Annotated in this window: 24 protein-coding genes; 5 read left to right on the top strand and 19 right to left on the bottom strand. The window is 65.9% G+C overall.

All coding sequences use genetic code 11. From position 1 onward, the window contains the following. Positions 1-17: 17 nt before the first annotated feature. From AC1D1F_RS05990 to AC1D1F_RS05975, 4 genes are read right to left on the bottom strand one after another with little or no spacing between them, the layout of a single operon-like run. The gene (locus AC1D1F_RS05990; protein WP_477676976.1) at positions 18-1,697 is read right to left on the bottom strand and encodes an ABC transporter ATP-binding protein; all 1,680 of its coding nucleotides are present in this window, start codon (positions 1,695-1,697) and stop codon (positions 18-20) included. Continuing rightward, a complete protein-coding gene (locus AC1D1F_RS05985; protein WP_477652357.1) occupies positions 1,694-2,515 on the bottom strand; it encodes an ABC transporter permease in 822 nt (273 codons plus the stop codon). The genes AC1D1F_RS05990 and AC1D1F_RS05985 overlap by 4 nt, the downstream gene beginning before the upstream one ends. Then, the gene (locus tag AC1D1F_RS05980) at positions 2,512-3,456 is read right to left on the bottom strand and encodes an ABC transporter permease (RefSeq protein ID WP_477676974.1); all 945 of its coding nucleotides are present in this window, start codon (positions 3,454-3,456) and stop codon (positions 2,512-2,514) included. Before AC1D1F_RS05980 ends, AC1D1F_RS05985 begins: the two co-directional genes overlap by 4 nt. A 33-nt stretch (positions 3,457-3,489) precedes the next feature. Continuing rightward, entirely contained in the window at positions 3,490-4,371 is an 882-nt protein-coding gene (locus AC1D1F_RS05975; RefSeq protein WP_477697007.1) for an alpha/beta hydrolase, read from the bottom strand. Positions 4,372-4,559: 188 nt separating this feature from the next. Here AC1D1F_RS05975 and AC1D1F_RS05970 point away from each other — a divergent pair, with 188 nt between their 5' ends. Beyond that, positions 4,560-5,510: a LysR family transcriptional regulator gene (locus AC1D1F_RS05970; protein WP_477697008.1), complete on the top strand. Its 951-nt coding sequence runs from the start codon at positions 4,560-4,562 to the stop codon at positions 5,508-5,510. Positions 5,511-5,559: 49 nt separating this feature from the next. Beyond that, a complete protein-coding gene (locus AC1D1F_RS05965) occupies positions 5,560-5,964 on the top strand; it encodes a DoxX family protein (protein ID WP_477678123.1) in 405 nt (134 codons plus the stop codon). A 25-nt stretch (positions 5,965-5,989) separates the two neighbouring features. Here AC1D1F_RS05965 and AC1D1F_RS05960 read toward each other — a convergent pair whose 3' ends face one another. The 5 genes from AC1D1F_RS05960 to AC1D1F_RS05940 all read right to left on the bottom strand — a co-directional run bounded on the left by AC1D1F_RS05960 (position 5,990) and on the right by AC1D1F_RS05940 (position 10,612). Then, a complete protein-coding gene (locus AC1D1F_RS05960) occupies positions 5,990-7,426 on the bottom strand; it encodes an MFS transporter (RefSeq protein ID WP_477678124.1) in 1,437 nt (478 codons plus the stop codon). After that, complete coding sequence (sigJ, locus tag AC1D1F_RS05955; RefSeq protein ID WP_477678125.1) at positions 7,423-8,319, bottom strand: RNA polymerase sigma factor SigJ; 897 nt, start codon at positions 8,317-8,319, stop codon at positions 7,423-7,425. Before sigJ ends, AC1D1F_RS05960 begins: the two co-directional genes overlap by 4 nt. Before the next feature lie 8 nt (positions 8,320-8,327). Further along, positions 8,328-8,780 carry a carboxymuconolactone decarboxylase family protein gene (locus AC1D1F_RS05950; protein WP_477678126.1) on the bottom strand — a complete coding sequence of 151 codons (453 nt, stop codon included), beginning with the start codon at positions 8,778-8,780 and terminating at the stop codon, positions 8,328-8,330. A 169-nt stretch (positions 8,781-8,949) separates the two neighbouring features. Continuing rightward, entirely contained in the window at positions 8,950-9,753 is an 804-nt protein-coding gene (locus AC1D1F_RS05945) for an isocitrate lyase/PEP mutase family protein (RefSeq protein WP_477678127.1), read from the bottom strand. Positions 9,754-9,838: 85 nt separating this feature from the next. Next, positions 9,839-10,612 carry a 2-keto-4-pentenoate hydratase gene (locus AC1D1F_RS05940; protein WP_477678128.1) on the bottom strand — a complete coding sequence of 258 codons (774 nt, stop codon included), beginning with the start codon at positions 10,610-10,612 and terminating at the stop codon, positions 9,839-9,841. A 147-nt stretch (positions 10,613-10,759) separates the two neighbouring features. On the opposite strand from AC1D1F_RS05940, the gene AC1D1F_RS05935 reads away from it, so the two are divergent. Both AC1D1F_RS05935 and queC read left to right on the top strand, forming a co-directional pair. Then, entirely contained in the window at positions 10,760-11,938 is a 1,179-nt protein-coding gene (locus AC1D1F_RS05935) for a fumarylacetoacetate hydrolase family protein (RefSeq protein WP_477678129.1), read from the top strand. Between the two features lie 18 nt (positions 11,939-11,956). Next, a complete protein-coding gene (gene queC, locus AC1D1F_RS05930; protein ID WP_477697009.1) occupies positions 11,957-12,682 on the top strand; it encodes a 7-cyano-7-deazaguanine synthase QueC in 726 nt (241 codons plus the stop codon). A gap of 128 nt (positions 12,683-12,810) precedes the next feature. On the opposite strand, the gene AC1D1F_RS05925 is transcribed toward queC, so the two are convergent. Genes AC1D1F_RS05925 through ilvA form a run of 8 tightly spaced genes read right to left on the bottom strand, consistent with a single transcriptional unit; the run spans position 12,811 to position 21,590 of the window. Next, the gene (locus AC1D1F_RS05925; RefSeq protein WP_477697010.1) at positions 12,811-14,427 is read right to left on the bottom strand and encodes an MFS transporter; all 1,617 of its coding nucleotides are present in this window, start codon (positions 14,425-14,427) and stop codon (positions 12,811-12,813) included. Further along, complete coding sequence (locus tag AC1D1F_RS05920; RefSeq protein WP_477697011.1) at positions 14,420-16,231, bottom strand: ABC transporter ATP-binding protein/permease; 1,812 nt, start codon at positions 16,229-16,231, stop codon at positions 14,420-14,422. Before AC1D1F_RS05920 ends, AC1D1F_RS05925 begins: the two co-directional genes overlap by 8 nt. A gap of 25 nt (positions 16,232-16,256) precedes the next feature. Continuing rightward, a complete protein-coding gene (locus AC1D1F_RS05915) occupies positions 16,257-17,225 on the bottom strand; it encodes a 5'-nucleotidase (RefSeq protein WP_477652372.1) in 969 nt (322 codons plus the stop codon). Between the two features lie 22 nt (positions 17,226-17,247). After that, positions 17,248-17,805, bottom strand: coding sequence for a histidine phosphatase family protein (locus AC1D1F_RS05910; RefSeq protein ID WP_477678946.1), 558 nt, complete (start codon positions 17,803-17,805; stop codon positions 17,248-17,250). A gap of 19 nt (positions 17,806-17,824) precedes the next feature. Further along, complete coding sequence (locus AC1D1F_RS05905) at positions 17,825-18,670, bottom strand: adenosylcobinamide-GDP ribazoletransferase (RefSeq protein ID WP_477697012.1); 846 nt, start codon at positions 18,668-18,670, stop codon at positions 17,825-17,827. Positions 18,671-18,687: 17 nt separating this feature from the next. Continuing rightward, positions 18,688-19,749 (bottom strand): nicotinate-nucleotide--dimethylbenzimidazole phosphoribosyltransferase, encoded by a 1,062-nt coding sequence (gene cobT, locus AC1D1F_RS05900; RefSeq protein ID WP_477678944.1) that lies wholly within the window; start codon positions 19,747-19,749, stop codon positions 18,688-18,690. Next, positions 19,706-19,969, bottom strand: a complete 264-nt coding sequence (locus AC1D1F_RS05895; RefSeq protein WP_477678943.1) for a cysteine-rich CWC family protein — start codon at positions 19,967-19,969, stop codon at positions 19,706-19,708. Before AC1D1F_RS05895 ends, cobT begins: the two co-directional genes overlap by 44 nt. A 16-nt stretch (positions 19,970-19,985) precedes the next feature. Further along, on the bottom strand, positions 19,986-21,590 hold the full coding sequence (ilvA, locus tag AC1D1F_RS05890; RefSeq protein ID WP_477697014.1) for a threonine ammonia-lyase, biosynthetic: 1,605 nt from the start codon (positions 21,588-21,590) through the stop codon (positions 19,986-19,988). A 300-nt stretch (positions 21,591-21,890) separates the two neighbouring features. Here ilvA and AC1D1F_RS05885 point away from each other — a divergent pair, with 300 nt between their 5' ends. Next, complete coding sequence (locus AC1D1F_RS05885; RefSeq protein WP_436157545.1) at positions 21,891-22,349, top strand: OsmC family protein; 459 nt, start codon at positions 21,891-21,893, stop codon at positions 22,347-22,349. Positions 22,350-22,381: 32 nt separating this feature from the next. On the opposite strand, the gene coq7 is transcribed toward AC1D1F_RS05885, so the two are convergent. Both coq7 and AC1D1F_RS05875 read right to left on the bottom strand, forming a co-directional pair. Beyond that, positions 22,382-23,011 carry a 2-polyprenyl-3-methyl-6-methoxy-1,4-benzoquinone monooxygenase gene (gene coq7 / locus AC1D1F_RS05880; RefSeq protein ID WP_477697015.1) on the bottom strand — a complete coding sequence of 210 codons (630 nt, stop codon included), beginning with the start codon at positions 23,009-23,011 and terminating at the stop codon, positions 22,382-22,384. A 107-nt stretch (positions 23,012-23,118) separates the two neighbouring features. Next, entirely contained in the window at positions 23,119-24,390 is a 1,272-nt protein-coding gene (locus tag AC1D1F_RS05875; RefSeq protein WP_477697016.1) for a porin, read from the bottom strand. Positions 24,391-24,926 lie beyond the last annotated feature (536 nt).

Raw genomic sequence — 24,926 nt, 5'->3', positions numbered from 1 at the left:
GGGAGGCTCCTTAAAAATCAGGCTGGAAGCGGATGTATGGGGTTGATGGCGCCTGCCGGCGCATCGGGTTCGTCAAAACGCCACTTGAGCTGCATGCCGCCCTGGCCGGTGGGCGTCAGCGCGGGAATCGCCGACAGCAGCTTGCGGGTGTAGGCGTGCTGCGGGTTATCGAAAACCTCGTCGCGGCTGCCTTGTTCGATGATCTGGCCGGCCTGCATCACGATCACGCGATCCGCCACCTGCTCGACCACACCGAGGTCGTGGCTGATAAAGAGGCAGGCAAAGCCGTGGCGCTCCTGCAGCTCGGCCAGCAGCGCCAGCACCTGGGCGCGCACGGTCACGTCGAGCGCCGACACCGGCTCGTCGGCGATCACAAAGGCCGGTTCACGTATCAGCGCGCGGGCAATCGCCACGCGCTGGCGCTGCCCACCCGAGAGTTCATGCGCATAACGCTGCGCGTGCTGCGGCTGCAGCCCGACTTCGTCCAGCATCTTCGCCACGCGCGACTGCCGCTCAGTGGATGAAAGACCGAGCACCAGCCGCAGGCCTTCGCCGACCAGCTGTCCAATGCTCATGCGCGGGTTCAGCGAGGAATACGGGTCCTGGAACACCATCTGGCAATTGAGCCGGTAATCGAGCCAGCCCGCATCGCTGCGCGCAATCGAACGGCCGCGAAAGCGGATGTCGCCTTCGGTGGGCTTGATCAGCCCGGCAATCGCGCGGCCCAGCGTGGTCTTACCCGAGCCCGAGCCACCCACCACCGCGACGATTTCGCGCGGCCGCACCACCAGGTCTATGCCGTGCAGCACGCGCTTGGCGGTGGACTTGGCAAAGAGGCGGCGCTTGCCGGGGTAGTCGAAAACCAGCTTGCGCACTTCGATGACGGGCTGCTCGTCGGCAATCGTGCGCGCGGCCTGCCGGCGCGGGATGGCCTCCAGCAGCTTGCGCGTGTAGTCCTGCTTGGGGCCGGCCAGCAGGGCGGCGGTGTCGCCGGCTTCGACGACCTCGCCCTGCTGCATGACGATCATGCGCTGGGTGTAGCGCGCGACCATGGGCAGGTCGTGGCTGATCAGCAGCACGGCGGTGTTGTGTTCGCGCGTGAGGCCGACCATGAGCTCCAGCACGTCGCGCTGCACCAGCGCATCCAGGGCCGTGGTCGGCTCGTCGGCGATCAGCAGTGCGGGCTCCAGCAGCATGACCGAGGCCAGCATCATGCGCTGGCGCATGCCGCCCGAAAATTCATGCGGCCAGGCGGCCAGCGCGGCCTGCGGGTCGGTGATGCCAACGCGCGTGAGCATGGCCAAGGCCTTGTCGCGGCGCGCGGCCGGCGAGAGTTCGGGCCGGTGCAGGGCCAGGCCTTCGTCGAGCTGCCTGCCTATGGTCATCGACGGGTTGAGCGAAGTCATGGGCTCCTGGAACACCATGCCTATGCGCGCGCCGCGCAGCTTGCGCAGACGCGCGTCGCCGGCCGCCGCCATGTCTTCGCCTTCAAACAGGATGCGGCCCGCGCTGCGCACCAGCGGCGGCGGCGTGAGGCCCATGATGGCGCGCGCCGCCTGGGTCTTGCCGCTGCCGGATTCGCCGACGATGCCGACGATTTCGCCGGGTGCGACGGTGAAGGACACATTGCGTACGATTTCACGGCCGCCCTTGCCGATGGAAAGGCTCAGGCCGGAGACATCCACCAGGTTTGTCATTCGATGCCCCTCATGCGCGGATCGAGCAGGTCGCGCACCGCGTCGCCCAGGAAGTTGATGCCCAGCAGCGTGAGCGCGATGCACAGGCCCGGGAAGATGGAAAGATAAGTCGCCTGCGCCATGAAGGGCCGGGCCGCGGCCAGCATATTGCCCCAGGTCGGCGCCGGCGGCGGCACGCCCAGGCCGAGGAAGGACAGCGAGCTTTCCGCCAGGATGACCCAGCCGAACATCGAGGTGGCCAGCACCGTGAGCGGTGCCACGCAATTGGGCAGCACGTGGCGGAACATGGTGTAGAGCTCGGAGTTGCCCAGCACGCGTGAAGATTCGATGAACTCCTTTTCGCGCAGCGACATCACCGTGCCGCGCACGATGCGGGTGACGGAGGGCGTGTAGGCCAGGCCCAGCGCCAGGATGATGCCGTACTTGTTGGCGCCGAAGACGGCCAGCAGCGCCAGCGCCAGCAACAGGCCGGGGAAGGCCAGCAGGGCGTTGATGAAGGCCATGATGATGCGGTCGGTCCAGCCGCGCACAAAGCCGGTCAGCACGCCGATCGCCGTACCTGCGGTGATGGAGAGCAGCACCGTCAGGAAACTGATCCACACGCTGTTGGAGGCGCCGGCCATCAGGCGCGAAAGCTCGTCACGGCCGAACTCGTCGGTGCCCAGCCAGTAAGTGGCGCTGGGCGGCTTCAGGCGCGCCAGGAAGTTGATCTTGAGCGGCTCGTGCGGCGTCCAGAAGAAGGCCAGCACGGCGGCCGCGAGGATCAGGCCCACGATGAAGAGGCCTATCAGGGCCTGCGGGGTGAGAAACTTTTTCATTCCGCGAGCACCCTGGGGTCGAAGATCGGATAGCAGAGATCGATCACCAGGTTGGTGACGACGTAAATCACGGCGACCAGCAGCAGGCAGCCCTGGATGACGGGGTAGTCGCGCGCGAAGATGGCGTCAACCAGCAGGCGGCCCAGGCCGGGAATCGTGAACACGGTCTCGACCACGGCCACCCCGCCCAGCAGGTTGCCCAGCACCAGGCCGATCAGCGTCCAGGTCGGGCCGAAGGAGTTGCGGAACGCATGGTGCACCAACACCGCGCGCTCCGACAGGCCCTTGGCGCGCGCATGCGTGATGTAGTCCAGCCGCAGCACTTCCAGCGTGCTGGCCCTGGCCATGCGGATCAGCACGCCGATCTCATGCAGGAACAGCGTGAGGATGGGCATCAGCAGATACAGCAGGCCGGATTTCCAGTCGCTCATGATGGAGACATAACCGACCACCGGCAGCCATTCAAGCTTCAGGCCGAAGAACAGCAGCAGCAACAGGCCCAGCCAGAAGGTGGGAATCGACACCAGCAGGGTGGCTGTGCCGACCAGCATCAGGTCGGGCAGGCGGTTTTGTTTCCAGGCCGCGATCATGCCGGCCGGCACCGCGACCAGGGTGGCGAAAAGCACCGCGACCAGCACGATTTGCGCGCTGACCAGGAAGCGGCTCAGCACCAGCTGCAGCACGGGTTCGCCGGTGTTGATGGAAACGCCGAGGTCGCCGCCCAGCACGTGGCGGCCCCAGATGCCGAACTGCACCGGCCAGCTTTTGTCGAGGCCGAGCTGGGCGCGCAGGTCGGCCAGGCGCACCGGGTCGGCGAGGTCGCCGAGCAGCAGCTGGGCCGGGTCGCCGGGGATCAGCCGTATCAGCACAAACACCGCGACCGCCACGATCAGCAGGGTCGGTATCGCCATCATGAGGCGGGCCAGCGCGAAACGTAGCATGGTCGGGCTTTCAGGGCTGGGGTGTGGAGGGCATCAGGCTGTGCGCATGTCGGCCAGTACGCCCGCGAGGAAGTCCTGCACCGTGTCGACGCAGGCCAGGCCGTTGTGGGGGACGTTGTCGACCAGGTCCAGGGTGACGCTGACGCCGGCCTGCGCAAAGGACTGGCGCAGGGTTTCCAGCCGCTCGGGCCGCGTGCGCCCGGCGTCGTTGGCGCCGGCCATGTAGAACTTGCCGCCTTCGCGGTGGGTGATCTCCCAGGTTTCCATGTCGGCCTTGCCGACCACCATGTGCACCGGCAGCGCCCTGAGCGCGGGCAGGTTCAGGGGCTTGCCGAAACGCTTTTCGAAATCGCGCACGCCCACCCACCAGTCCTGCTGGAAGTCCAGCAGCGTGACCGAGCCCGGCGCGCCTATGGACAGGGCCCAGAGGCGTTCGGGATGCAGCAGGCCGAAGCGGTTGACGAACTGGCCGCCGCCGGAATAGCCAAAGAGCGCGAATTTGGAAAAATCGCAGCCGAACTTGACAGCCACCTCGTGGACCATGCTCAGCAGGATCTGGTCGTAGCGGATGTCGGCTTCACGCAGGTGCTTGAAGCCGTCGCGGTTGCCGTCGCCCTGCGGGCCGGCCGGGAACAGCGGGCACAGCACGATGCAGTCGTTCCACTTGGCGAAGGCGGCGAAGGCGTCGCGGTATTCGGTGAAAGCGCGGCCCGTGCCGTGCACCACGACCACCAGCTGCATGGGCTGCTTCGAATTGCCCAGGTGCGGCGGAACATAGGTGCAGTAGGAAAAGCGCGGGTCGGTACGCGACGCAAAAATCGTGCTGTGGCCCAGGTCGTAGATCGCGGCGGCACGCTTGTCGCCGAAAGACGGGCTTGACGCCGCTGCGGCATTCGAGGAGAGCACTTCAGACATAAATCACCACCCACAAAAAGAGATTTAAAGCGGCCTGCTGGCCAAGGGTGATGCGCCGTGATGGAGGAGGGCATGAGTCCGTCACACAACCCTGTTAAGGCGGATTGTTCTCCATCCAGTTTAAAAAATATATCTATATTATGTTGTGAGATGATAAAGTTATTCTTTTGTATTGAAGCGAGTCGCGCGTGAGCACCATCCGCTTTTTGAGGACCTTTCTCGCCGTGGCGCAAGGCGGTTCTTTCGCCGCGGCGTCCGACCGCGTCGCGCTCACGCAGGCCGCGGTCGGGCTGCAGATGCGCGCGCTGGAGACCGAACTCAAAGCGGTGCTGTTCGAGCGCTCCGGGCGCGGCGTCGTGCTGTCGGACGCCGGCCGCGCGCTGATCGCCCATGCCGAAAAAATCATCGGCTACTACGACCAGATGCGCGAGGGCCTGGAAGGCGAGGGTGAGATCGCCGGCACGGTGACGGTGGGCTCCATCGTCACGGCCATGGGGCTGCTGTCCAACACGGTGGTCCGCATGAAGCCGCTGTACCCGCGCCTGAATGTGCGGCTGGTCATGCAGGAGTCCAGCGGCCTGGCGCGCAGTGTGCAAAGCGGTGAACTCGATGCGGCCATCTTCGTCGACGACTCGCCGCAGGAGCGCAGGGGCATGCGCTGGACGCCGCTGTACACCGAGCCGCTGACGGTGGTGGCGAGCTCACAGGTCGCGCCGCCGGGCAGCGATTTCAAAAAACTGCTGCGTGAGCAGCCCTTCCTGCGCTTCGACAGGCGCACGCCCAGCGGCATACGCATAGAGCAGACCCTGCGCAAGCTGGGCCTGGCACCGCAGGACTTCCTGGAGCTCAGCTCGCTGTCGGCCATCATCGAGCTGGTGCGCCAGAACGTGGGCATCACCATCGTGCCGCACGTCAAGAACGCCGACTGGGCCAATGACGCGCTGCTGCGCGTGCTGCCGCTGCCGGGCCGGCCCCCGACGCGGCTGATCGGCATGCTGGAGCAGGGCCAACGCGAGCACATCACCTCGGTGATACGCCAGCACCTGGTGCAGCTGCTGGCCGAGAAAAGCGCGGCGCCGGCCGCAAGCCCTTCACTAGCTTCGGCCAGGCCGCGTCAGAAACTTGCGCAACCGCGCTGAACTTTTTCACGGCAGGCCTCTCAGACTCCCTTTTAACGGAGGGAATCCCATGGCTTTTGCCCAGAACGACCAGCTGACTTCACGCGCACTGTCGGTGCTTCGCATTGTTTCCGCTTATTTGCTGATTCAGCACGGCACAGCCAAGCTGCTGGGCTTTCCCCACGTGGCCTATTTCGACGGGCTGCAGGTGATGTCGCTGATTGGCTTTGCCGGCATCCTGGAACTCTTTGGCGGTGCGCTGTTGCTGATCGGCCTCTTCACGCGTCCCGTGGCCTTTGTGCTGTCGGGCCTCCTGGCATTTGCTTATTTCATGGGCCATGCGTCCAAAGGCTTTGTGGCATCGCCCATGCTGAATGGCGGCGAGTCGGCTGTGTTGTTCTGCTTTGTCTTCCTGTTCTTTGCCGCTGCCGGCGGCGGCGCCTGGAGCGTGGACGCGCTCCGTTCGCGGAAGTAAGACACCGGCGCAAGCCGGGGCTGCTTCACGAGGCCTTGTCTGCTGTTTGTCTGATCGCTGGCGAGCCTGAACCCGCGGTCTGCCGCGAGGTCAGCAGGCATAGCGCGGGCGCTATGGTGAAAACGGCGAACAGCCATTGAGCCGCGCCGGCCGTCCCCGGCAAACCGCCGGGGCTGCTCAGCCCGCCCAGGTTGGCCAACATGCCGGCCAGCGCCGCGCCCATGGCCGTGGCAAACAGCTCCACCGTCATGATGGAAGAGGCCGCAAGGTCTTCTTCGCCCTGCGGCGCGATCTGCAGCACACGGGTGCTCAGGTGCGGCCAGGCGATGCCCACGGCAAAGCCCACGGCCACCATGGCGATGCAGATCGGGGCCAGCACTTGCCAGCTGCCGTCGCTGGGCGAGGGCATCAGCACCGCCATGCCCACCAGGCCCGCGAGTGCCAGCACCGGTGCGACGCGGATCGCCAGCCTGGCCCGGCTGCCGGTAGCGCTGGAGCTGATGAGTGAACCCAAGGTCCAGCCCGCCGACATGATGGCGGCGAGGTAGCCGGAGGCGAGCGGCGTCTGCGCATGCAGCACCTGGAAAAACAGCGGCGAAAAAATCTCCGTGGACGTGACCATCATGGCCAGCAGCGCCATTGCGAGGTAGAGCGCGCCCAGCGTTCCGGGGCGAAAGGCGTCTTTAGGCAGCAAACGCTTGGCGGCGCGCTTGTCGACCATGACCAGCAAGGTACTGAGCGCTATCGCGACTGCCACGCCCCCGGCATTCCAGGCCACCTGCGGGCTGACGCTGCCGGCGGACACCGCAAACACCGCGCCGGCCAGCAAAAAGAGCTGCGCCCAAGGCACCGGCGATGCCGGGCTGCTGGGGGTGTTGCGCCGCGGAATCACGCTGACGGCCAGCAGCGTGAACAGCGCCGCCGCCGGAATCAGCGCGCCAAAGGCCATGCGCCAGGCGTCCATCTGGGCAAACACACCGCCTATGGCCGGCCCGACCAGTGTGGCCACGCCCCACATGCCCGACAGCAGGCCAATCGCCCGGGACCACAAGGCTTCGTCATACAGCAGGCGGATCATGGCGTAGGGCAGGGCCAGCAGCAGGCCGCCGCCAAAGCCCTGCACCACGCGCCCGCCCAGCATGACGGGCATGGACGGCGCCAGCGCGCAAGCCAGCGAGCCCAGGGCAAAGATCGCGGCGCCGAGCACATAGGCAAAGCGCGGCCCGAGCTTGCCCAGCACCTGCGTCGCCATGGCGGCGCTGATGATGGAGGCCACCACAAACAGCGCTGTGTTCCAGGCATAGAACTCGAGCCCGCCGATGTCGCGCACGACGGACGGGAGAATGGTGGTGCCTATGTAGAGGTTGATGGCATGCAGGGCCACGCCACCGACCAGGGCCAGCGTGCGCACGGCGTTGACGCCGGTCAGCAGGGCTGCCCAGCCCGTGGGTGGGCTGTTCATGCCAGCGCTTCAGGCCCGAAATGCAGGCCGTCGAGCTTGTCGGGGTTGCGCATGATGTAGATGTTGGTGGCCTTGCCTTCGTCGTTGTAGGCGAAGGTGATGGCCGCGGCGATTTCGCCGTCGTTCGCGCGCAGCTGGATGGCGCGGCCGCCGTTGATCTCGCAGGGCAGCCACTCGTAGGCGGCCCAGTAGCGCGCCAGCTGGGTGGCGATGAGGGTGAGCACGCTGCCCTTGCCCTGAAACACGCCGTCGATGGAGCTGACCTTGCCGCCGCTGTCGGCGCACACGGCGATGTCGTCAGACAGCAGCCCGGCGAGTGCCTCGGTGCTGCCGGCGCTGATGGCTTCACGGAAAGCGCTGAGCAGGTCGTCCTGCACCTTGGGCGGCGTCACGTGCCGCACCTTGCCCTGGGCGATGTTGGTGCTGGCGCGTGAGACCAGCTTGCGGCAGGCGGCTTCTTCCATGTCCAGCATCTCGGCGATGTCGGGATAGGGTGTTTCAAAAATCTCGTGCAGCAGGTAGGCCGCGCGTTCTTTTGGCGTGAGCCGCTCCAGCAGCAGCAAAAAAGCCATGCTCAGGGACGAGGCCAGCAACGCGTGGGTTTCGGGCGTTTCGTCAGTGCGGGTCTGGATCGGTTCGGGCAGCCAGGTGCCGACATAGTCGACCCGGCTGCGCTGGGCGTCGCGCAGCATGTCTATGCAGTGCCGCGTGCAGATGGTGGTGAGCCAGGCGGCCGGCGTCGCGATGCTGGCGTGGTCGGCCGCCAGCCACTTGATGAAGACGTCCTGCACGGCGTCTTCGGCATCGGCCCGCGAACCGAGGATGCGGTAGGCCAGGCCGAACAGATGCCTGCGCCTTTCTTCAAACACGGCGGTGGGGTCGATGTTTTCCATGACGAACCTTAGTGTGCAGAGACCTGGATGCGGTTCCAGAGGTTGATCTGGCCGATGTTAGCGGTCAGCGCGCCGATTTCCTTGTCGGTGAACGATTGGCGCAGGCGGCCGCGCAGGCTGGCGTAGTCGGTCTTGTGGTCGAGCGTGGTCAGGGCTTCCGTCCAGGCCAGGGCGGCTTTCTCGGCTTCGCTGAAGTCGTTGACGTGGGCCCAGACGACGAGGCGGTCCAGCCTGTCGTTGCTTTCGCCGTCTTCACGGGCTTCGCGCAGGTGCATCTTCACGCAGAAGGCGCAGCCGTTGATTTGCGAGGCGCGCAGGTGGATCAGGTGCTGAAGTTTTTTGTCGAGTCCCTGGGCGGCTATGGTTTCACTGACCTTGAGCAAGGCGGGGAAAACGTCGGGAATGGCGAGGTCAATGCGGACGGGAGCGGTGTTGGCAGCGGTAGCGGCAGTGGCAGTCATGGTGGTTTCCTTTAAAAAACGTTTAAAAGTTGGATGTCACACCGTATTGACGATCCAGCTTTGCCGTTTGTGACGCCACCCCCAAAAAAGATGAAATCCATGAAAAATCGCCTGAATCCCAGGGGGAGTCAGGCGATGTTCGGGGACATGGAGTGAATTGATGAATCGACTAGCGAGCCGCCAGCAAGGCATTCATGGCCGAGTAGTCGAGCTTGGGGCCCAGCAGCGGCGACAGGTCTTGTTTGAGCAAGGCCTCGACGCTGGTCCGGGCGTGTTCATAGGCCACCTGGAAAGGGGCAGGCCCCACGCTGAGGCGCCGCACGCCGGCCGCCTGCAGCGCGGCGACGGCCGGCAAGCCGGGCATGGCCATCAGGTTGAGCGGCATGCTGACGGCCGCGCAGATTTCTTCCACTTCGGGTATGGCCGTGAGGCCGGGCACAAAAGCGCCGTCGGCGCCGGCCTGCTGGTACAGCTTCAGGCGGGCGATGCTGGCCTGGGCCGGGGTGCTATCGACTTTCAGCTTGCGCAGGTAGACGTCGGTGCGGGCATTGACGAACAGCGGCGTGCCTTTGAGCGCTGTTCGGATGGCGCGTATTTTTTCCATCAGCAGCGCAGGCGCGCCGCTTCCGTCTTCGAGGTTGATGCCCACAGCACCGGCCGACGCCACCGCGGCTGCCAGCCGTCCCACCTCGGCCGGGTCGGTGCTGTAACCGTCTTCCATGTCGACAGTCAGCGGCACCTTCAGGACACGGGTGATGTTGCTGACCGCATGCAGCAGTTCGTCCGGCGGCAACGCGCCGCCGTCGGCATAACCGCAAGCCCAGGCGAGCGAAGCGCTGCTGGTGGCCACGGCCGCGGCGCCGGATGCTTCAAAGAGTTTTGCGCTGGCTGCGTCCCAGGCGTTGGGCAACAGCAGGATGTTGCCGGGTGCCTGATGGAGTTGCAAAAACTGCGGGTGGTGAAGGGCTCGCATGGTATCTCCGCTGGGGAAAAGAAGAAGGGTGTACAGCTTAGCAAGCCGCGTCGGCATTAGCGGCTGTTAGCGGCCATTTCCAGACCTATATATCTCGGCGGAATTCGACCTCAAAACGGGCCAGCCCTGTGTATTCAAATGTCACCGTCTGATCGGCCGGCACCGTCAGCACGCCGGCATAGGAGCCGGTGATGACGGCCTGTCCGGCCTTCAGGCCCGGGCCGCGCTCGCGCAGAAAATTCGCCAGCCAGTAAAGCGGCGCGCGCGGGTGTCCGTTGGGGTGTTTGGCCTGGGCTGTTTGCCGGGGTCCGTTGCCGGCCTGCCAGCTCAGTTCAAAGGCCGCGGCCTCGGGCGCCGCCAGCTCAGGTCCCAGCCACAGGCCGTTGTTGACCAGGCCGTCGGCCAGCATCTCGGGGAAAGGCAGGCCGCTGGGGTCGGCATAGCGGCTCGCGCAGATTTCGAGTGCGGCATGTACCGCGCCCACCGCCGCATCGATCTCGGCCTCGGTATAGGGCTGCTCACGCGCGGGCAAATCTTTGGCCAGCACGAAGGCAAGCTCGGGCTCGACTTTCACGCTGTCCTCCCTGTCTGCGGGAAAAGCCACGGTACAGATAGCGGCGCGGCTGATGGCGGGCCGGTAGATCGGCGCCATCACGAGCTTGCCGGGGCTGGGCGGCGAGGCCTTCCAGCCGCCCACCGCCTGGCCCAGGCCGAGGGTGACGGCCTGCTGCACCTGCCAGGCGTCTTCGAGGTCCAGCGGGCGGCAGCTTTCGGGCAGGCGCGGGCCGGGCTGGCCGCTGTTTCGCCGGGCGGTCAACTCCGTGGCGGCCTGCGTGATCTGTTCAGGGGTGAGGGGCATATTGATCAGGGAGTGGGGTGGGGCTGCCCATGAGGGCGGGGGCATTTCAGTGTAGCGGCGCCGGCGGCCTTCCGTCCCCTGTAGTATTGGCGGCCTGGGCCCGATTTTGGGCGCACCGTTCCCTTCCGCAAACCCCATTCCTTCATCATGAAAAACTCCTTGAGCCTTGCTTCCGCCCTGCCTGTTGATGCCGCCGATGCCCTGCTGGTCGGGCGCGTGTGGGTAGAGGGCACCGGGCCCGTGCTGGCGCTGGTCACGCCCGACAGCGTCTTCGACCTGTCCAGCGTGGCCGCCACGGCCAGCCAGCTGCTGGAACTACCCGGTGTGGCCAAGGCCGTGCGCGCCGCCGCGCCCTCGCTGCCGCGCCTGGCGGGCACGGCCGAGGTGCTGGCCAATTCCGCGGCCGATGCGCGCAAGCCTGCGCTGCCCTGGCTGCTGGCGCCTTGCGACCTGCAGGCGCTCAAGGCGGCCGGCGTGACTTTTGTCGCCTCCATGCTGGAGCGCGTGATTGAAGAGCAGGCGCGCGGCGACGCCAGCAAGGCCGAGGCGGTGCGCAAGGCCGTGGTCGGCGTGATCGGCGACAACCTCAGCAGCATCAAGCCCGGCTCGCCCGAGGCGGACAAACTCAAGGAAGTGCTGATCGCCCAGGGCGTGTGGTCGCAATACCTGGAAGTCGGCATAGGCCCCGACGCCGAGATCTTCACCAAGAGCCAGCCGCTGAGCGCGGTGGGCACTGGCGCTGAAGTCGGCATACACCCGCACAGCCACTGGAACAACCCTGAGCCCGAGATCGTGCTGGCTGTCAATTCGCGTGGCGAGACGGTGGGTGCGGCGCTGGGCAACGATGTCAACCTGCGCGACTTCGAAGGCCGCAGCGCGCTGCTGCTGGGCAAGGCCAAGGACAACAACGCCTCCTGCGCCATCGGCCCCTTCATCCGCCTGTTCGACGACAAGTTCAATATTGCCCACGTGCGCCGCAGCGACCTGAACATGACGGTGACCGGCCCCGAGGGTTTTGAGATGAAGGGCGGCAGCTCGCTGAGCAAGATCAGCCGGGACCCGCTGGACCTGGTGGCACAGGCCATAGGCGCCAACCACCAGTACCCGGACGGCTTCATGCTCTTCCTGGGCACCATGTTCGCGCCCACGCAGGACCGTCACGGCCCCGGCCAGGGCTTTACCCATGTGGTCGGTGACGTGGTCACGGTGGCCACGCCGCAGCTGGGCAGCCTGGTCAACCGCGTCACCACTTCCGACAAGGCCGCGCCCTGGACCTTCGGTATCTCGGCGCTGATGAAAAGCCTGGCGAAACGAAAGCTGATCTAAGGCAAGGAGGTAACCGGCATGCACACTTCCGCACTCGTGTTGTTTTCCGGCGGGCAGGACTCCACCACCTGCCTGGCCCTGGCGCTGTCCAAATACGAACGCGTCGAGACCGTGGCCTTTGACTACGGCCAGCGCCACAAGGTGGAACTGGAGGCGCGCCTCAATGTGCTGCGTGAAATCAAGCAGCAGTTTCCGCAGTGGGCCCACAAGCTCGGCGAAGACCATTTGCTGGACCTGGCGGTGCTGGGACAGGTCAGCGACACCTCGCTGACCCGCGACGTGGCCTTCAAGATGGAAAGCTCGGGCCTGCCCAACACCTTTGTGCCGGGGCGCAACCTGCTGTTCCTCACGCTGGCGGCGGCGCTGGCCTACCGGCGCGACCTGCAGGTGCTGGTCACCGGCGTCTGCGAAACCGATTTTTCAGGCTACCCCGACTGCCGCGACGACACCATGAAGGCCATGCAGCTGGCGCTGTCGCTGGGCATGGACAAGCGCTTCCTGATCGAAACGCCGCTGATGTGGATAGACAAGGCGGATACCTGGCGGCTGGCGCATGACATTGGTGAGAAGTCAGGCGAGCCGGGCGGCGGCGAGGCGCTGGTGAAACTGATCGTGGAGCACACCCACACCTGCTACCTGGGTGATCGTGTGCACCGCCATGCGTGGGGTTATGGGTGTGGGACGTGCCCGGCTTGTGAGCTGCGGGCGCGGGGCTTTGAACGGTATACGGCAAGCGCCACCTGAGTTGCTCTTGCTCCTTCCCCCGCTGGGGGAAGGCTGGGATGGGGGCTGTTTGATCTGGCCGGCAGGTTGATGAATCGCACGCCGCTGGCCCCCATCCCCACCTTCCCCCAGCGGGGGAAGGAGTCAAATCAGGTCCGCACCAGGCTTTCGACGACACACCGCGACACCACGGGCGGCTCCTCGCCAATGTGAAACGCCAGCTTGCGCTCCCGCAGCGCCACGTCGCTGGCGGTGACGCGGTCGAAGCGGCGCAGGTGTTCGGTCCAGGATTCGTCGACGATCTGCTCGACAAAGCGGCCGGGGCGGTTCACGTCGCGCAGCAGTTCCCACTCGAGCGCGCCCTGGCGCAGGCGGCTGCGGCGGCTTTCCTGCATCAGCGCGCGGAAGTCGTCGGCGCGCGCCGGGTCCACCAGGTATTCAATCGTCACCACCACATTGCCCACGCCGGGCGGCTCTTCGGCCACGGGCGCCTTGAACTGGCGCGAGGGCGTCATGTCTTCCTCGATGCTGAGGTCGGACACCAGGTGCTTTGCCACCAGCATCACAGCGGTGCCGCTGGCGGCGGCGACTAGCAGGCCGGTGGAGACCCTGCTCAGCGTGGCCACCTGGCCCCACAGCGCGGCGCCGGCGGCGCTGGCGCCCATGATGGCCATCTGGTACATCGACATGCCGCGGGCGCGCACCCAGTCGGGCAGCGCCAGCTGGGCCGAGACGCTGAGCGAATTGGCGCAGGTGATCCAGGCCATGCCGTTGAGCGCCATGGCCGGTACCGCCACCCAGGCGTTGGGCGCATAGGCCATGGCCGCCATGGAGACCGACTGCAGCATCGTGGAGCGCATCACCAGCACGTCGCGCGGCATCATCTGGCGCAGCCGCGGCAGGTTGAGCGCGGCGACGATGGCGCCGGCGCCCATGGAGGCCAGCAGCAGCGTGAAGGTGCCGGCATCGCCGCCGTGCAGGCCGCGCGCCACCAGCGGCAGCAGGGCCAGCAGGGCGGTGGAATGGAAAAAGAAGATGGCGATGCGCAGCAGCACCGCGCGCAGGCGCGCCGACTGGCCGACGAACTGCAGGCCCACGCGCATGGCGCTGACCAGGCGCTCGCGCCCCAGCGGGCTGGGCGCGTGGTCGCGCCGCCAGCGCATGATGACAAAGCCCGAGACTACCGACAGCACGGCGTTGAGCACAAAGACGTATTCAGTGCCGGCGCCGGCGATCAGCGCGCCGGCCACCAGCGGGCCGACGATGCGCGAGGCGTTCATGGAGACGCCGTTGAGCGCCAGCGCGGCGGGCAGCTGCACGCGCGGCACCAGTTCCGGCACGATGGCGGCGAACACCGGCCAGCGCATCGCCAGGCCCACGCCGTTGGCAAACGTCAGCGCCAGCAGCAGGGCGGGCGTCATGACACCCGAGATCACCGTGATGGACAGCAGCGTGGCCACGCCGGCCACCCAGAACTGCGTCATGATGAAGTAGCGGCGCCGGTCCAGGATGTCGGCGAGCGCCCCGCTGGGCAGGCCCAGCAGGAACACCGGCAAGGTGGAGGCCGACTGCACCAGCGCCACCCAGATCGGCGAGGTGGTCATGGAGGTCATCATCCAGGCCGCCGCCACGTCGTTCATCCACATGCAGATGTTGGCGACCAGCCAGGTGCTCCACAACATGCGGAACACCGGGCGCTTGATGGGCGCCCAGGCGGAGAGGTCTGTGGGCTCCGGCGCAGCCGGCTTGGACATTTCTTCAGGCATTCGCGGCGCTTCCTCCAGGGAGCTGGCTGGCTGTCAGGCGGTACAGGGCAGCTGAGCCCGGGGGCTGCTTCTCCAGCGTCCACTGCTTGTCGTGGAAGGCGGCGACATTGGGCCGGTGGGCAATGGAGATGATGGAACCCCCTGACGATTTCACAAGCGCGAGCAGGCGCTCGTACAGCGTTTTTTCGGCGGCTTCGTCGAGTGCGCTGGTGGCTTCGTCGGCAAAAATCCAGCTCGGTTTTTTCAGCAACACGCGCGCAATCGCCAGGCGTTGCTGCTCGCCGCCGGAGAGTTTCTGGCTCCAGGCATCTTCCTCGTCAAGCCGCGCGGCCAGGTCGGGCAGCAGGGCTTCTTCAAGTGCCTGCTTGAGGGCCTCGTCGCTGTAAGCCGCGGCGGGCTCCGGGTAGGCCAGCGCATCGCGCAGGGAGCCATTGGGGAAATAGGGGCGCTGGGGAATGAACATCGCGTTTGCAGGTTTCGCGATGTTGCCGTTGGCAAAAGGCCATATACCGGCGAAGGCGCGAAACAGGGTTGACTTGCCGCTGCCCGATGGGCCCTTCAGTAGGATGTGGTCGCCGGGGTGGGCCTTCAGCGACATGTCCGCCAGCAGCGCGGCACCCGTGGGCAGCGTGAGGTTGAGGCCGGTGGCTTCAAGCTCGGTTGATGGTGTGGTGACAAGCGCTTCATTGTCTTTTGTCTGCGCGATCATGCTGTCTTCAAAACTGGTCAGGCGGTCGGTGGTGGCGCGCCAGCTGGCGAGCGTGTCGTAGTTGTCCACAAACCAGCTCAGCGAATCCTGGACCTTGCCGAAGGCAGAGGAAATCTGGATAAGCTGGCCGAGCTGGATCGCCCCGCTGAAGAAGCGAGGTGCGGCGACAAAGAAGGGAAAAATTACGGCGGCCTGGCCGAAGAAGCTCTGGAACCAGATGAGTTTTTTGTTGGCGCGTATCAGGTTCAGGTAATTTGCCAGCACTGTCGAGAATCGCCCGTCGAGCTGGCCGCGTTCCACAGCCTCGCCATGATCCAGCGCGATGGGCTCGCTGTATTCCCGAACCCGTACCAGATGATGGCGAAGGTTGGCCTCGTAGCGCTGCTGCATGAAGTTGAGCTTGATCAGCGGCCTGCCGATGTAATGAGCCAGCACACTCCCGACCAGGCAATAGGCGACCGCGGCCCAGACCATGTAGCCTGGGATGCTGTAGCTGCTGCCGCCCAGGGTGAACCCAAACGGACCGGACAGTGTCCAGAGGATGCCGACAAAACTGACCAGCGTCACGACCGCGTTGAGCACGCCCATCGTCAATGAAATCGTGGACGTGGTGAAAGAGTGCACGTCTTCCTGGATCCGCTGGTCCGGGTTGTCGGGGCTGGCGTTGATGTCGATGGCAGCCGAATAACGCGCGAGCTCCATCTTGTAGAAAGCCTGGTGTGACAGCCAGCGGCGCAGGTAGTCGCGTGTCATCCAGGCGCGCCAGCGCATTTGAAGCAGCTGGGTCAGGTAGAACTTGTAGACGGCAATGATGATCGCGCCAAAGGCGAGGTAGCTGAAGCGGCCCATCTGCTGCCAGAAGACAGTCTGGTCGCGTTTTTCAAGCGCGTCGTAAAACACGCGGTACCAGTCGTTGAACTGCACCGCCATGTAGACCGTGCCGAGGTTGAGCAGCACGATGGCCAGCAGCAGGCCGCGTGCTTTCCATTTTTCTTCGGAGCGGAAATAGGGCGCGGCCAGCGCCACTACGCGCCCCACCAAACGCCGGAAAGCGCTGAGTTTGGCGAACAGGCCGGAGGCGGGTGTCTGGGTCATGGTGGACATCTTTTTGTTTTCAGATTCAGGAAAGCTGGTTCGAAACGCCGCTGGCCACATGGCCCGAGGGCACGTGCTGGGCGGCGGAATGGACGTGGCCGGTCTGGTCGTCAAAGAAGAAGTCGGGCTCGAACTCGCGCAGGAACTCGCCCTTGGCCAGGCCGCCCAGGAACATGGCCTCGTCGACCTCGATGTTCCACTCCATCAGCGTGCGGATGGCGCGTTCGTGCGCCGGGGCGCTGCGCGCGGTGACCAGCGCGGTGCGTATGCGCATGTGCGAGGTGCCGACCTGCTGCAGCCGGTGCAGCGCTTCGAGCAAGGGCTTGAAGGGGCCGGCCAGCAGCGGCTGCGAAGCCTTGTCGCGCTCATGCTGCTGGAAGGCGGAAAGGCCCTGGGCCTGGAACACGCGCTCGGCCTCATCGGAGAACAGCACCGCGTCGCCGTCGAAGGCGATGCGCACTTCGTTGGGGTGGGCGTCACTGGCGCGCACCGAATGGGGGTAGACCTGCGCGGCCGGCACGCCGGCGGCCAGCGCGTCGCGCACGTCGCTCAGGTGAGCCGACAAAAACAGGTTGGCGTGCAGGGGCTTGAGGTAGCGCCAGGGCGCTTCGCCGCGGTTGAAGGTGCCGCGCTCAATCTTGAGGCCGTAGTGCTGGGCCGAGCGGAATACGCGCATGCCCGAGACCGGGTCGTTGCGCGAAAGGATCACGACTTCCACACGCTGCGCGGGCGCCGCGGGGCTGGCGGCTTCGCCGGCGCTTTCGGGGGCATCGTTGAAGGCCAGCAGCTTTTTGACGAGCGAGAAGGCGACGCCGGGCTTGGCCGGCACGTCCAGGCGTTCGAGCTGCAGCTTCATGTAGGCCGCGTCTTTTTTGACGCCGGGCGGCGGTGCGGCCGTCATGCCGGTTTCAAAGACGAGGTTTTCTTCCTCGAAATCAAACAGCGCGCGCGACGAAATCGCCACCACGAGCTGACCATCCAGGGTTGCTGCCATTTTTTTGTGCCTTGTCTGGGTTTTAAGAGGGGGTTTCCAGCTCGAGTGTGCACCATTGCCCGTAGGCCGGCGCTTCAACAGGCCACTCGTCGGCCCTGGTGATCTGACGCGTGCCGCGCGCGATCAGTTCCACGGCACGTATGACACCGGCGTGCGTGATCCACAGGGTGTCTGCCTGGCCCCGCAATTCATCGAAGGCCGAGGCGACACGTGCCATGACCTGGCTTGTGCTTTCACCGCTGCCGCCCACGGCGTATTCGGCGAAGCCGTCTGTCCAGGATTGCAGTTCTGTGGGGGCGATGTCCCGCCAGGCTTGGCCTTCCCAGGCGCCGAAGTTGATTTCCTGAAGCCGTGGGTCGCTGCTGCAGGCCAGGTCGGGCCGGAGTTCGCGCAGGGCTTGCGCGAGTTGAGCGCATCGCTGCAAGGGGGAATGGGCAACGCGGGTGTCGGCTGGAAGCAGCTTGGCCAGTGCCTGTGCGCATTCTGCGGTGGCGGCAACATCGGCTGCCACCTCCTGCCGGCCGTAGCAGATGCCGGGATCTATCAGGGGGTTTGCGTGGCGGACCAGCCAGAGTCTCATGGCTTGGTGGCCGTCCTGGTCACAGGCTGATCGCGAGGCCGAAATAAAACGCGATTTCGCACACCTGCTGGGTGGCGCCCAGGCAGTCACCGGTAAAACCTTGCAGCCGGCGTTTGAACATCCGCCCCATCCACAGCAGGGCCAGGAGGGCAAAGCTGCAGGCGACGATCAGGTTCAGGGCGTCCAGCGCAAGGGCGGCCAGGGCGAGGGCGACAAAACACCAGGCAAAGCCGACCAGCAGGGCGCCCGGCGAGATCTGGTCGGCCAGCGGTTTGGACTTGGAGGCGGCCGTGTCGCCGGCGTGCGGCAGCAGGTAGATCAGCAGCAGCGGCAGGCCGCGCGAGACGACGTGGCCCGTCCACAGCGCGGCGCAGATGTACCAGCTCGCAAAGGGCGCTTCTTCCCAGCCGGTGGGCGCGCCCTCGACCGAACCGAGGATGGCCAGCAGCGAGACCTTGGCGAGCACGGCCAGCACCAGGGCCATGGCGCCGAAGGCCCCGACGCGCGAGTCCTTCATGATCTGCAGCGCGTGCTCCCTGTCGTGGCCGCCGCCCAGGCCGTCGGCTGTGTCGGCCAGGCCGTCTTCATGAAAGCCGCCGGTCAGCAGCACGGTGGCGGCGGTGGACAGCGCGGCGGCCACCAGCGGCGTGAAGGTGGTGTCGGGCAGCAGGGCCTGCACCAGGGCGTACAGGGCGGCGGCAAAAGCGCCGGCCAGGATGCCGACGCCGGGGAAGTGTCCGGCGCTGGCGCGCAGCAGTTCGGGGCTGTAGCCCACCCAGTCGGCCAGCCGCCCGGTGATGGGGATGCGGGTGAAGAACTGGACGGCGAGCAGGTACTCGCGGATGAACTGGGCGATGGCGGTCATGCGGTGCCCCTTGCGGTTCAGGCGTCTTCGCGGCCGCTCACGCCGGCGGAGTCAAAGCTGGCCATCTCGTTGAGGAAACCGGCCGCCGACTGCAGCAGCGGCCAGGCCAGCAGCGCACCCGTGCCTTCGCCCAGGCGCAGGCCCAGGTCCAGCAGCGGATCGGCCTGGAGGTGGGCCAGCAGCAGGCGGTGGCCGTGTTCTTCCCCGCGGTGGCAAAACACCATGTAGTCCTGTACGGCGGGCGCCAGGGCCCTGGCCGCCAACGCGGCGGCGCCGGCGATGAAGCCGTCAACCAGCACGACGCGGCGCTCGCTCGCGGCCTGCAGCATGGCGCCGGCCATCATGGCGATTTCAAAGCCGCCCAGGGCGGCCAGCGCATCCAGGGGCTGGGTGGCGCCGGCATGGCGGGCCAGTGCCTGTGCCAGCACCTGGCGTTTGTGCGCAAGCTGGGCGTCGTCCAGGCCGGTGCCACGGCCCGTGGCCTCATCTATGCCGACGCCCGCCAGGCGCGCGAACAGCAGGGCGGCGGCGGAGGTGTTGGCAATGCCCATCTCGCCGAAGGCGACGGCATTGCCGGGCAACTGGCGCACGATGTCCATGCCGGCCTGCAAGGCGGCGCGCGCCTGCGCGGCCGTCATGGCGGGCTCGTGGCGGATGTTGCGTGTGCCGGGCGCGATCTTGCGCTGCAGCAGCTGCGGGTGCGGCGCGAGTTCGGCCGCGACGCCGGCGTCCACCACTTGCAGCGCAAAACCGTGCTGGCGCGCGAAGACATTGATGGCGGCGCCGCCGGCCAGCATATTGCCGACCATCTGCACCGTGACGGCCTGCGGGTAGGCGGAAACGCCTTCGGCGGCGATGCCATGGTCGGCCGCGAAGACCACCATCTGGGGTTCGCGCAGCGTGATGGTTTCACTGCGCTGGACCAGGCCCAACTGCAGCGCCAGGCTTTCGAGCCGGCCGAGCGCGCCCAGCGGCTTGGTCTTGTGGGCGATCTTGTGCCGCAGCCTGGCCTCCAGCGGGAGGTCGGCGGTGGGCTCAATCGCGGGCAGGATCAGGGGTGGAAAGTCGGGAGCGTTCATCGGTGATCAGCTTGAGGCAGGCGGGGCAGAAGCAGGACGGCGCGTTGCCTTCGGCCCGCGCGGGACGTTCACTGGGAACAGGCATGAGGTGAGGCAGTTTGACGCACCAGCATTCGGCATCACCCGCCACCATGCCGCAGCGCAGGCCGGCGCCGCAGCGCGGGCACACCGAGGTGTTGGCCGGGGCGGGCTTTGCCGGGGGTGCGCCTTGTGCATTCATGGCGGTTGTGCCGGGGTCAGCTTTGCAGGAAAAGCCGGTAAACCGGGTTGGCGGTTTCCTCGACGTGGGGGTAACCCAGGGTGTCGAGGAAGTCCTTGAAGGCTTTGTTGTCGGCCTTGGGCACCTGCAGGCCCACCAGGATGCGGCCGTAGTCGGCGCCCTGGTTGCGGTAGTGAAAGAGGCTGATGTTCCAGCCCGGCCGCATGCTCGAGAGGAACTTCATCAGCGCGCCGGGCCGCTCGGGGAAGATGAAGCGCAGCAGGCGCTCGTCTTTGGACAGCGCGCTGTGCCCGCCGACCATGTGGCGTATGTGTTCCTTGGCGAGCTCGTCGTGCGTGAGGTCCAGGGTCTTGAAGCCGTGCCGCGAGAAATTGGCGGCGATCTTGGCGCTTTCTCCCTTGGCCGAGGTGGTCAGGCCGACGAAGACATGGGCTTTGGCGTCGTCGTTGATGCGGTAGTTGAACTCGGTCACGCTGCGCGGCCCGCCGGGCAGCTCGCCGATGACTTCGCAAAAGCGCCGGAAGCTGCCGCGCTCTTCGGGAATCGTTACGGCGAACAGGGCTTCGCGCTCTTCACCGACCTCGGCGCGCTCGGCGACGAAGCGCAGGCGATCGAAGTTCATGTTGGCGCCGCACAAAATCGCGGCGTAAGTCTCGCCCTTGGTCTTGTGCGTGGCCACGTACTGCTTGACGGCGGCCACGGCCATCGCGCCCGAGGGCTCGACGATGCTGCGGGTGTCGACGAACACGTCCTTGATGGCGGCGCAGACCGCGTCGGTGTCGACGGTGATGAACTCATCGACCAGCTCGCGGCTGATGCGGAAGGTTTCCTCGCCCACCAGCTTGACGGCCGTGCCGTCGGCGAACAGGCCCACGTCGCTCAGGGTGACGCGCTTCTTCGCGCCGACCGACTGCAGCATGGCGTCGGAGTCGTTCATCTGCACGCCGATGACCTTGATCTCGGGGCGCACGGCCTTGATGTAGTTGGCCACGCCGGAGATCAGCCCGCCGCCGCCTATGGCCACGAACACGGCGTCCAGCCGGCTGGAGCCCAGGCTTTGCAGCTGCATGAGGATTTCCATCGCGATCGTGCCCTGGCCGGCGATGACATCAGGGTCGTCGAAGGGGTGGACGAAGGTCAGGCCCTGCTTCTTTTCGAGCACCACGGCGTGCGCGTAGGCGTCCGAATAACTGTCGCCGCGCAGCACGACCTCGCCGCCCAAGGCGCGAACCGCGTCGACCTTGAGTTGCGGCGTGGTGGTGGGCATGACGATGACGGCGCGCGTGCCGAGCTTTTGCGCGCTGAGCGCCACGCCTTGCGCGTGGTTGCCGGCCGAGGCGCAGATCACGCCTTTCTTGAGCTGGGCCGGGCTCAGGTGCGCCATCTTGTTGTAGGCCCCGCGCAGCTTGAAGCTGAACACCGGCTGCTGGTCTTCGCGCTTGAGCAGCACGGTGTTTTTCAGGCGCAGGCCCAGGTTTTTGGCGGGCTCAAGGCTGGATTCCACGGCCACGTCATAGACCCGTGCCGTGAGAATCTTTTTCAGGTAGTCGGCGGGGGTGAGCGGCTTGCCCGATGGGGCTGTTTTGGGGAGGCTTTTGGCGGTTTTGGTCGGGGTGGGCATGTTTTTCTCGCAGCCTGACATCATAGTGGCGCGAGAAAAAGCGCCGCAATGAGCCGGCACGCAATCCGGTGACCCAAGAAAAAAGGCCCAGACCTTGCGGTCTGGGCCTGTAAATCCACCCTTAGAGGAGGTGGAGGAGACAACCAGTGGCACCAAATACCTTGTGACGCCGTGGGCGATCAGTATTGATGCGATGATTTCAGTATAGCGGAGCGATGTTGCGCTGCACAATATCTTGTGGCGCAAACTCGACATTTTTCACGGTTTAGTTATAAATTTTATGCATAAGGAGTGGGGTTTATGGAATGCACGGTGAGCTGGACGGGCAACAGCGCCAATACGGGATCGCGCTCGAACATGAGCTTCCTCGCCGAAACCGGCAGCGGCCACACCCTGGTGATGGACGGCGCGCCCGACGCGGACAAGCCTGAAAACGGCGGCGCCAACCTGGCGCCCCGACCCATGGAGACCGTGCTGGCCGGCACGGGCGGATGCACGGCTTATGACGTGGTGCTGATCCTCAAGCGCGGCCGCCAGGACGTGCGCGGCTGCTCTGTCAAGCTGAGCGCCGAAAGGGCTGCCGTGGACCCCAAGGTGTTCACCAAGATCCACATGCACTTCGTGGTGACGGGCAAGGGCCTGGCCGCCAGCGCCGTGGAGCGCGCGGTGGCCATGAGCCACGACAAGTATTGCTCAGCCACCATCATGCTGGCGAAGACCGCGGACATCACCACCAGCTTCGAGGTACTGGAGGTTTAAGGGCCTTGCGGCCCAGGCTGCGGCTTTAGGCTTTAGATGTAATGCGCCGTCGTCGTCATGACGCGCGCGGCCGAGCGCATCAGCGCCTTGACCGGTTCCGGCAGCTGTAAGGCGCCGGCCTGTTCGGCGTCCCTCGCGTGCAGGGCCTCGTCGTCTTTCATCTGCGCCACGATGGCGCGCGACTCGTGGTCGCCCTGCGGCAGGCGTTCCAGGTGGCCGGCCAGGTGGGCCTCGACCTGGCGCTCAGTCTCAACGACAAAGCCCAGGCTCAGGCGGTCGCCCAGCCGGCTCGCGACCAGGCCGAGGCCGAAGGCGCCGGCGTACCAGAGCGGGTTGAGCAGCGAGGGGCGGGCGCCCAGTTCGTCCAGCCTGGCCTTGGTCCAGGCGAGGTGGTCGCCTTCCTCGCGGCTTGCCTGCAGGAAATGCTCGCGCAGCGCCGGGTCGCGGGTGCCCAGCGCCTGCGCCGCGTACAGGGCCTGCGCGCAGACCTCTCCCACATGGTTGACCCGCATCAGCGCGCCGGACAAGGCCTTGTCCTGCAGCGCCAGCTCGGTCTTTTCGCCGGGTACGGTAGGGCAGGCGCGGCTGGCGCGGGGGGCGGCAAAAAGGGTGCGCAATGCGCCGTCGGCGGCATTCAGGGCGGTGTCGAGTGCGGTGGTCATGGCGCCATGTTAGCGCCGGACTCCCGGCATGCAAACGCCCATGAGAAAAGCCCCTGTGAGGGGCTTTTTCGTGACGGGCCCGGATTGGATCCGGGCGGGGTTCCGGTTTAGAACGTGTGGCGGATGCCCAGGGCGATGTTGGTGGAGCCAACACCGGCCGCGGAGGTCACGCCGCCGAGGAAGCCGTTGCCGCCTGGTGCGACCTGGCCCTGGCCCTTGTTGTTGAAGTGGGTCAGCACGGCGTTCAGGTTGGTGCGCTTGGACAGCGCGTAGGTGTAGGTGAAACCGTAGGAGTCGGTATCGGCGTTCACCGTGCGCTTGTCATCCAGGCGGTTGAAGGCCACGACCCAGGTGTGTGGGCCGGTGGTGAGGCGGTAGCCGATGTGCATCAACCTGGCGTCTTGCCTGAAGGCGGCGTTGTAGGCATTCTGGAACGCCGTACCGACCACCGCGCTGCCGGTGGAGGCGGTGACAGAAGCGCCAATCGTGGAGATGCCGGTCGGATTGTCGTCCTTGATGGTGGCGTACTGGCCGTACAGGGTGCCGGGGCCGATGTCGACGGTGGCGCCGATCAGGTCGTTGGTCAGGGATTTCTGGCCCAGCTCATTGTTCTTGCCGTTGTGGCCATAGCCCACCGAGAAACCGTTGCCCTTGTAGGTGACCATGCCACCCCAGAACCGGCCTGCGGAGTTGCTGCCCGCGACTTCACCGGCGCCGTACATCAGCAATGCGGTGACGCCGCTGGTCTGGATCGCGTACTGCAGCGTGTTGCTCAGGCGGATGTCGAATGCGGCGGGCAGGCTGGCGACCTGGCCGGCGGCCAGGCTGGACTGGGTCTGCGAAGCGTCAAACTGCGCGGCCACCAGGTAGCCCGGCGTGTATTGGCGGCCGGCCGTGAAGGCGCCGAAGGGGGTCACCAGGCCGACGTAAGCCTGGCGGTCAAACAGGTTGCCGGCCAGGTTCACGCCGAATGCGCCGGTAGCGAGCGTGGTGTTCACGCCGGCGATCAGTGCGTCGCGGGTTGCGACGGGAAGGGGGAGGCCCGCCACGCCCGCAGCCACCGAGGTGGCGACGCGGTCAGGCATCTGGGTGCCGGAGTTCGGGCGGTTGGTCACGGAGCCGGTGTCCAGCTCCAGGCGGTTTTCGAGGGTGAAGATGGCCTTGTAGCCGCCGCCGATGTCTTCCGTGCCGCGAAGGCCGAAACGCGAGCCTTCCATGATGCCGCTGGCAATCGTGCTCACGGAGCCCTGGCGCAGGCCGCTCACGTGGTTGAAGCCTGCATCAAGAATGCCGTAGACGGTCACGGTGCTTTGCGCCATGGCGGCCGAGGTGGACAAAAGTCCCATGATCGCAGTTGCAACGAGGGTCAGTTTTTTCATGGAGTCTCCAGGAGTTGTAATTAAAAAAGCGCTGAATGGCGGGAAATTTTGACGCCCGTCCTTACCCTGGCAGGCCGTCTTTGTGAAGGAAAGATTAATGGCGATGCCGTGAGCCGTAAAGAGTGTCACTACGGGGGGTATCACTTTCGCGACAGGGGAAAACCCGAGGTTTTTGCCGCCAGGGCAAAGCCCGGAAAAAAGCCGTGCAAGCTTCTCATTTCTTGCCGCTTCCCTCTGGGGATGGGGGTGCTGCGGCGTGCCGGGAACTGGTTTGGCGGATGCGCGAACGCGGCTTAGGGCTTGGTCTCTATTTTGGCCATGCCGTGGTGCGTGAGCCACATCCCTGTGGACTCACCTGGGCGGTTTCAGCGCGGACCGCCCGCCGCGCCGCCGCTGAATTGGCACATTGGGCACCAAAAAACGCTGTCGCCAGCCGATTGGCGCACTTTCACCAAAACGATGCGCTCATGAAAAAAAGCGCCATTTTGGTGTGTTCACGCCGCATCGAAGGGCATGTCCGGCCCACTGGTATGGGG

It is taken from the genome of Polaromonas sp. P1_H6 (assembly GCF_056405195.1).
This window is presented reverse-complemented; position numbering and strand designations above follow the sequence as displayed.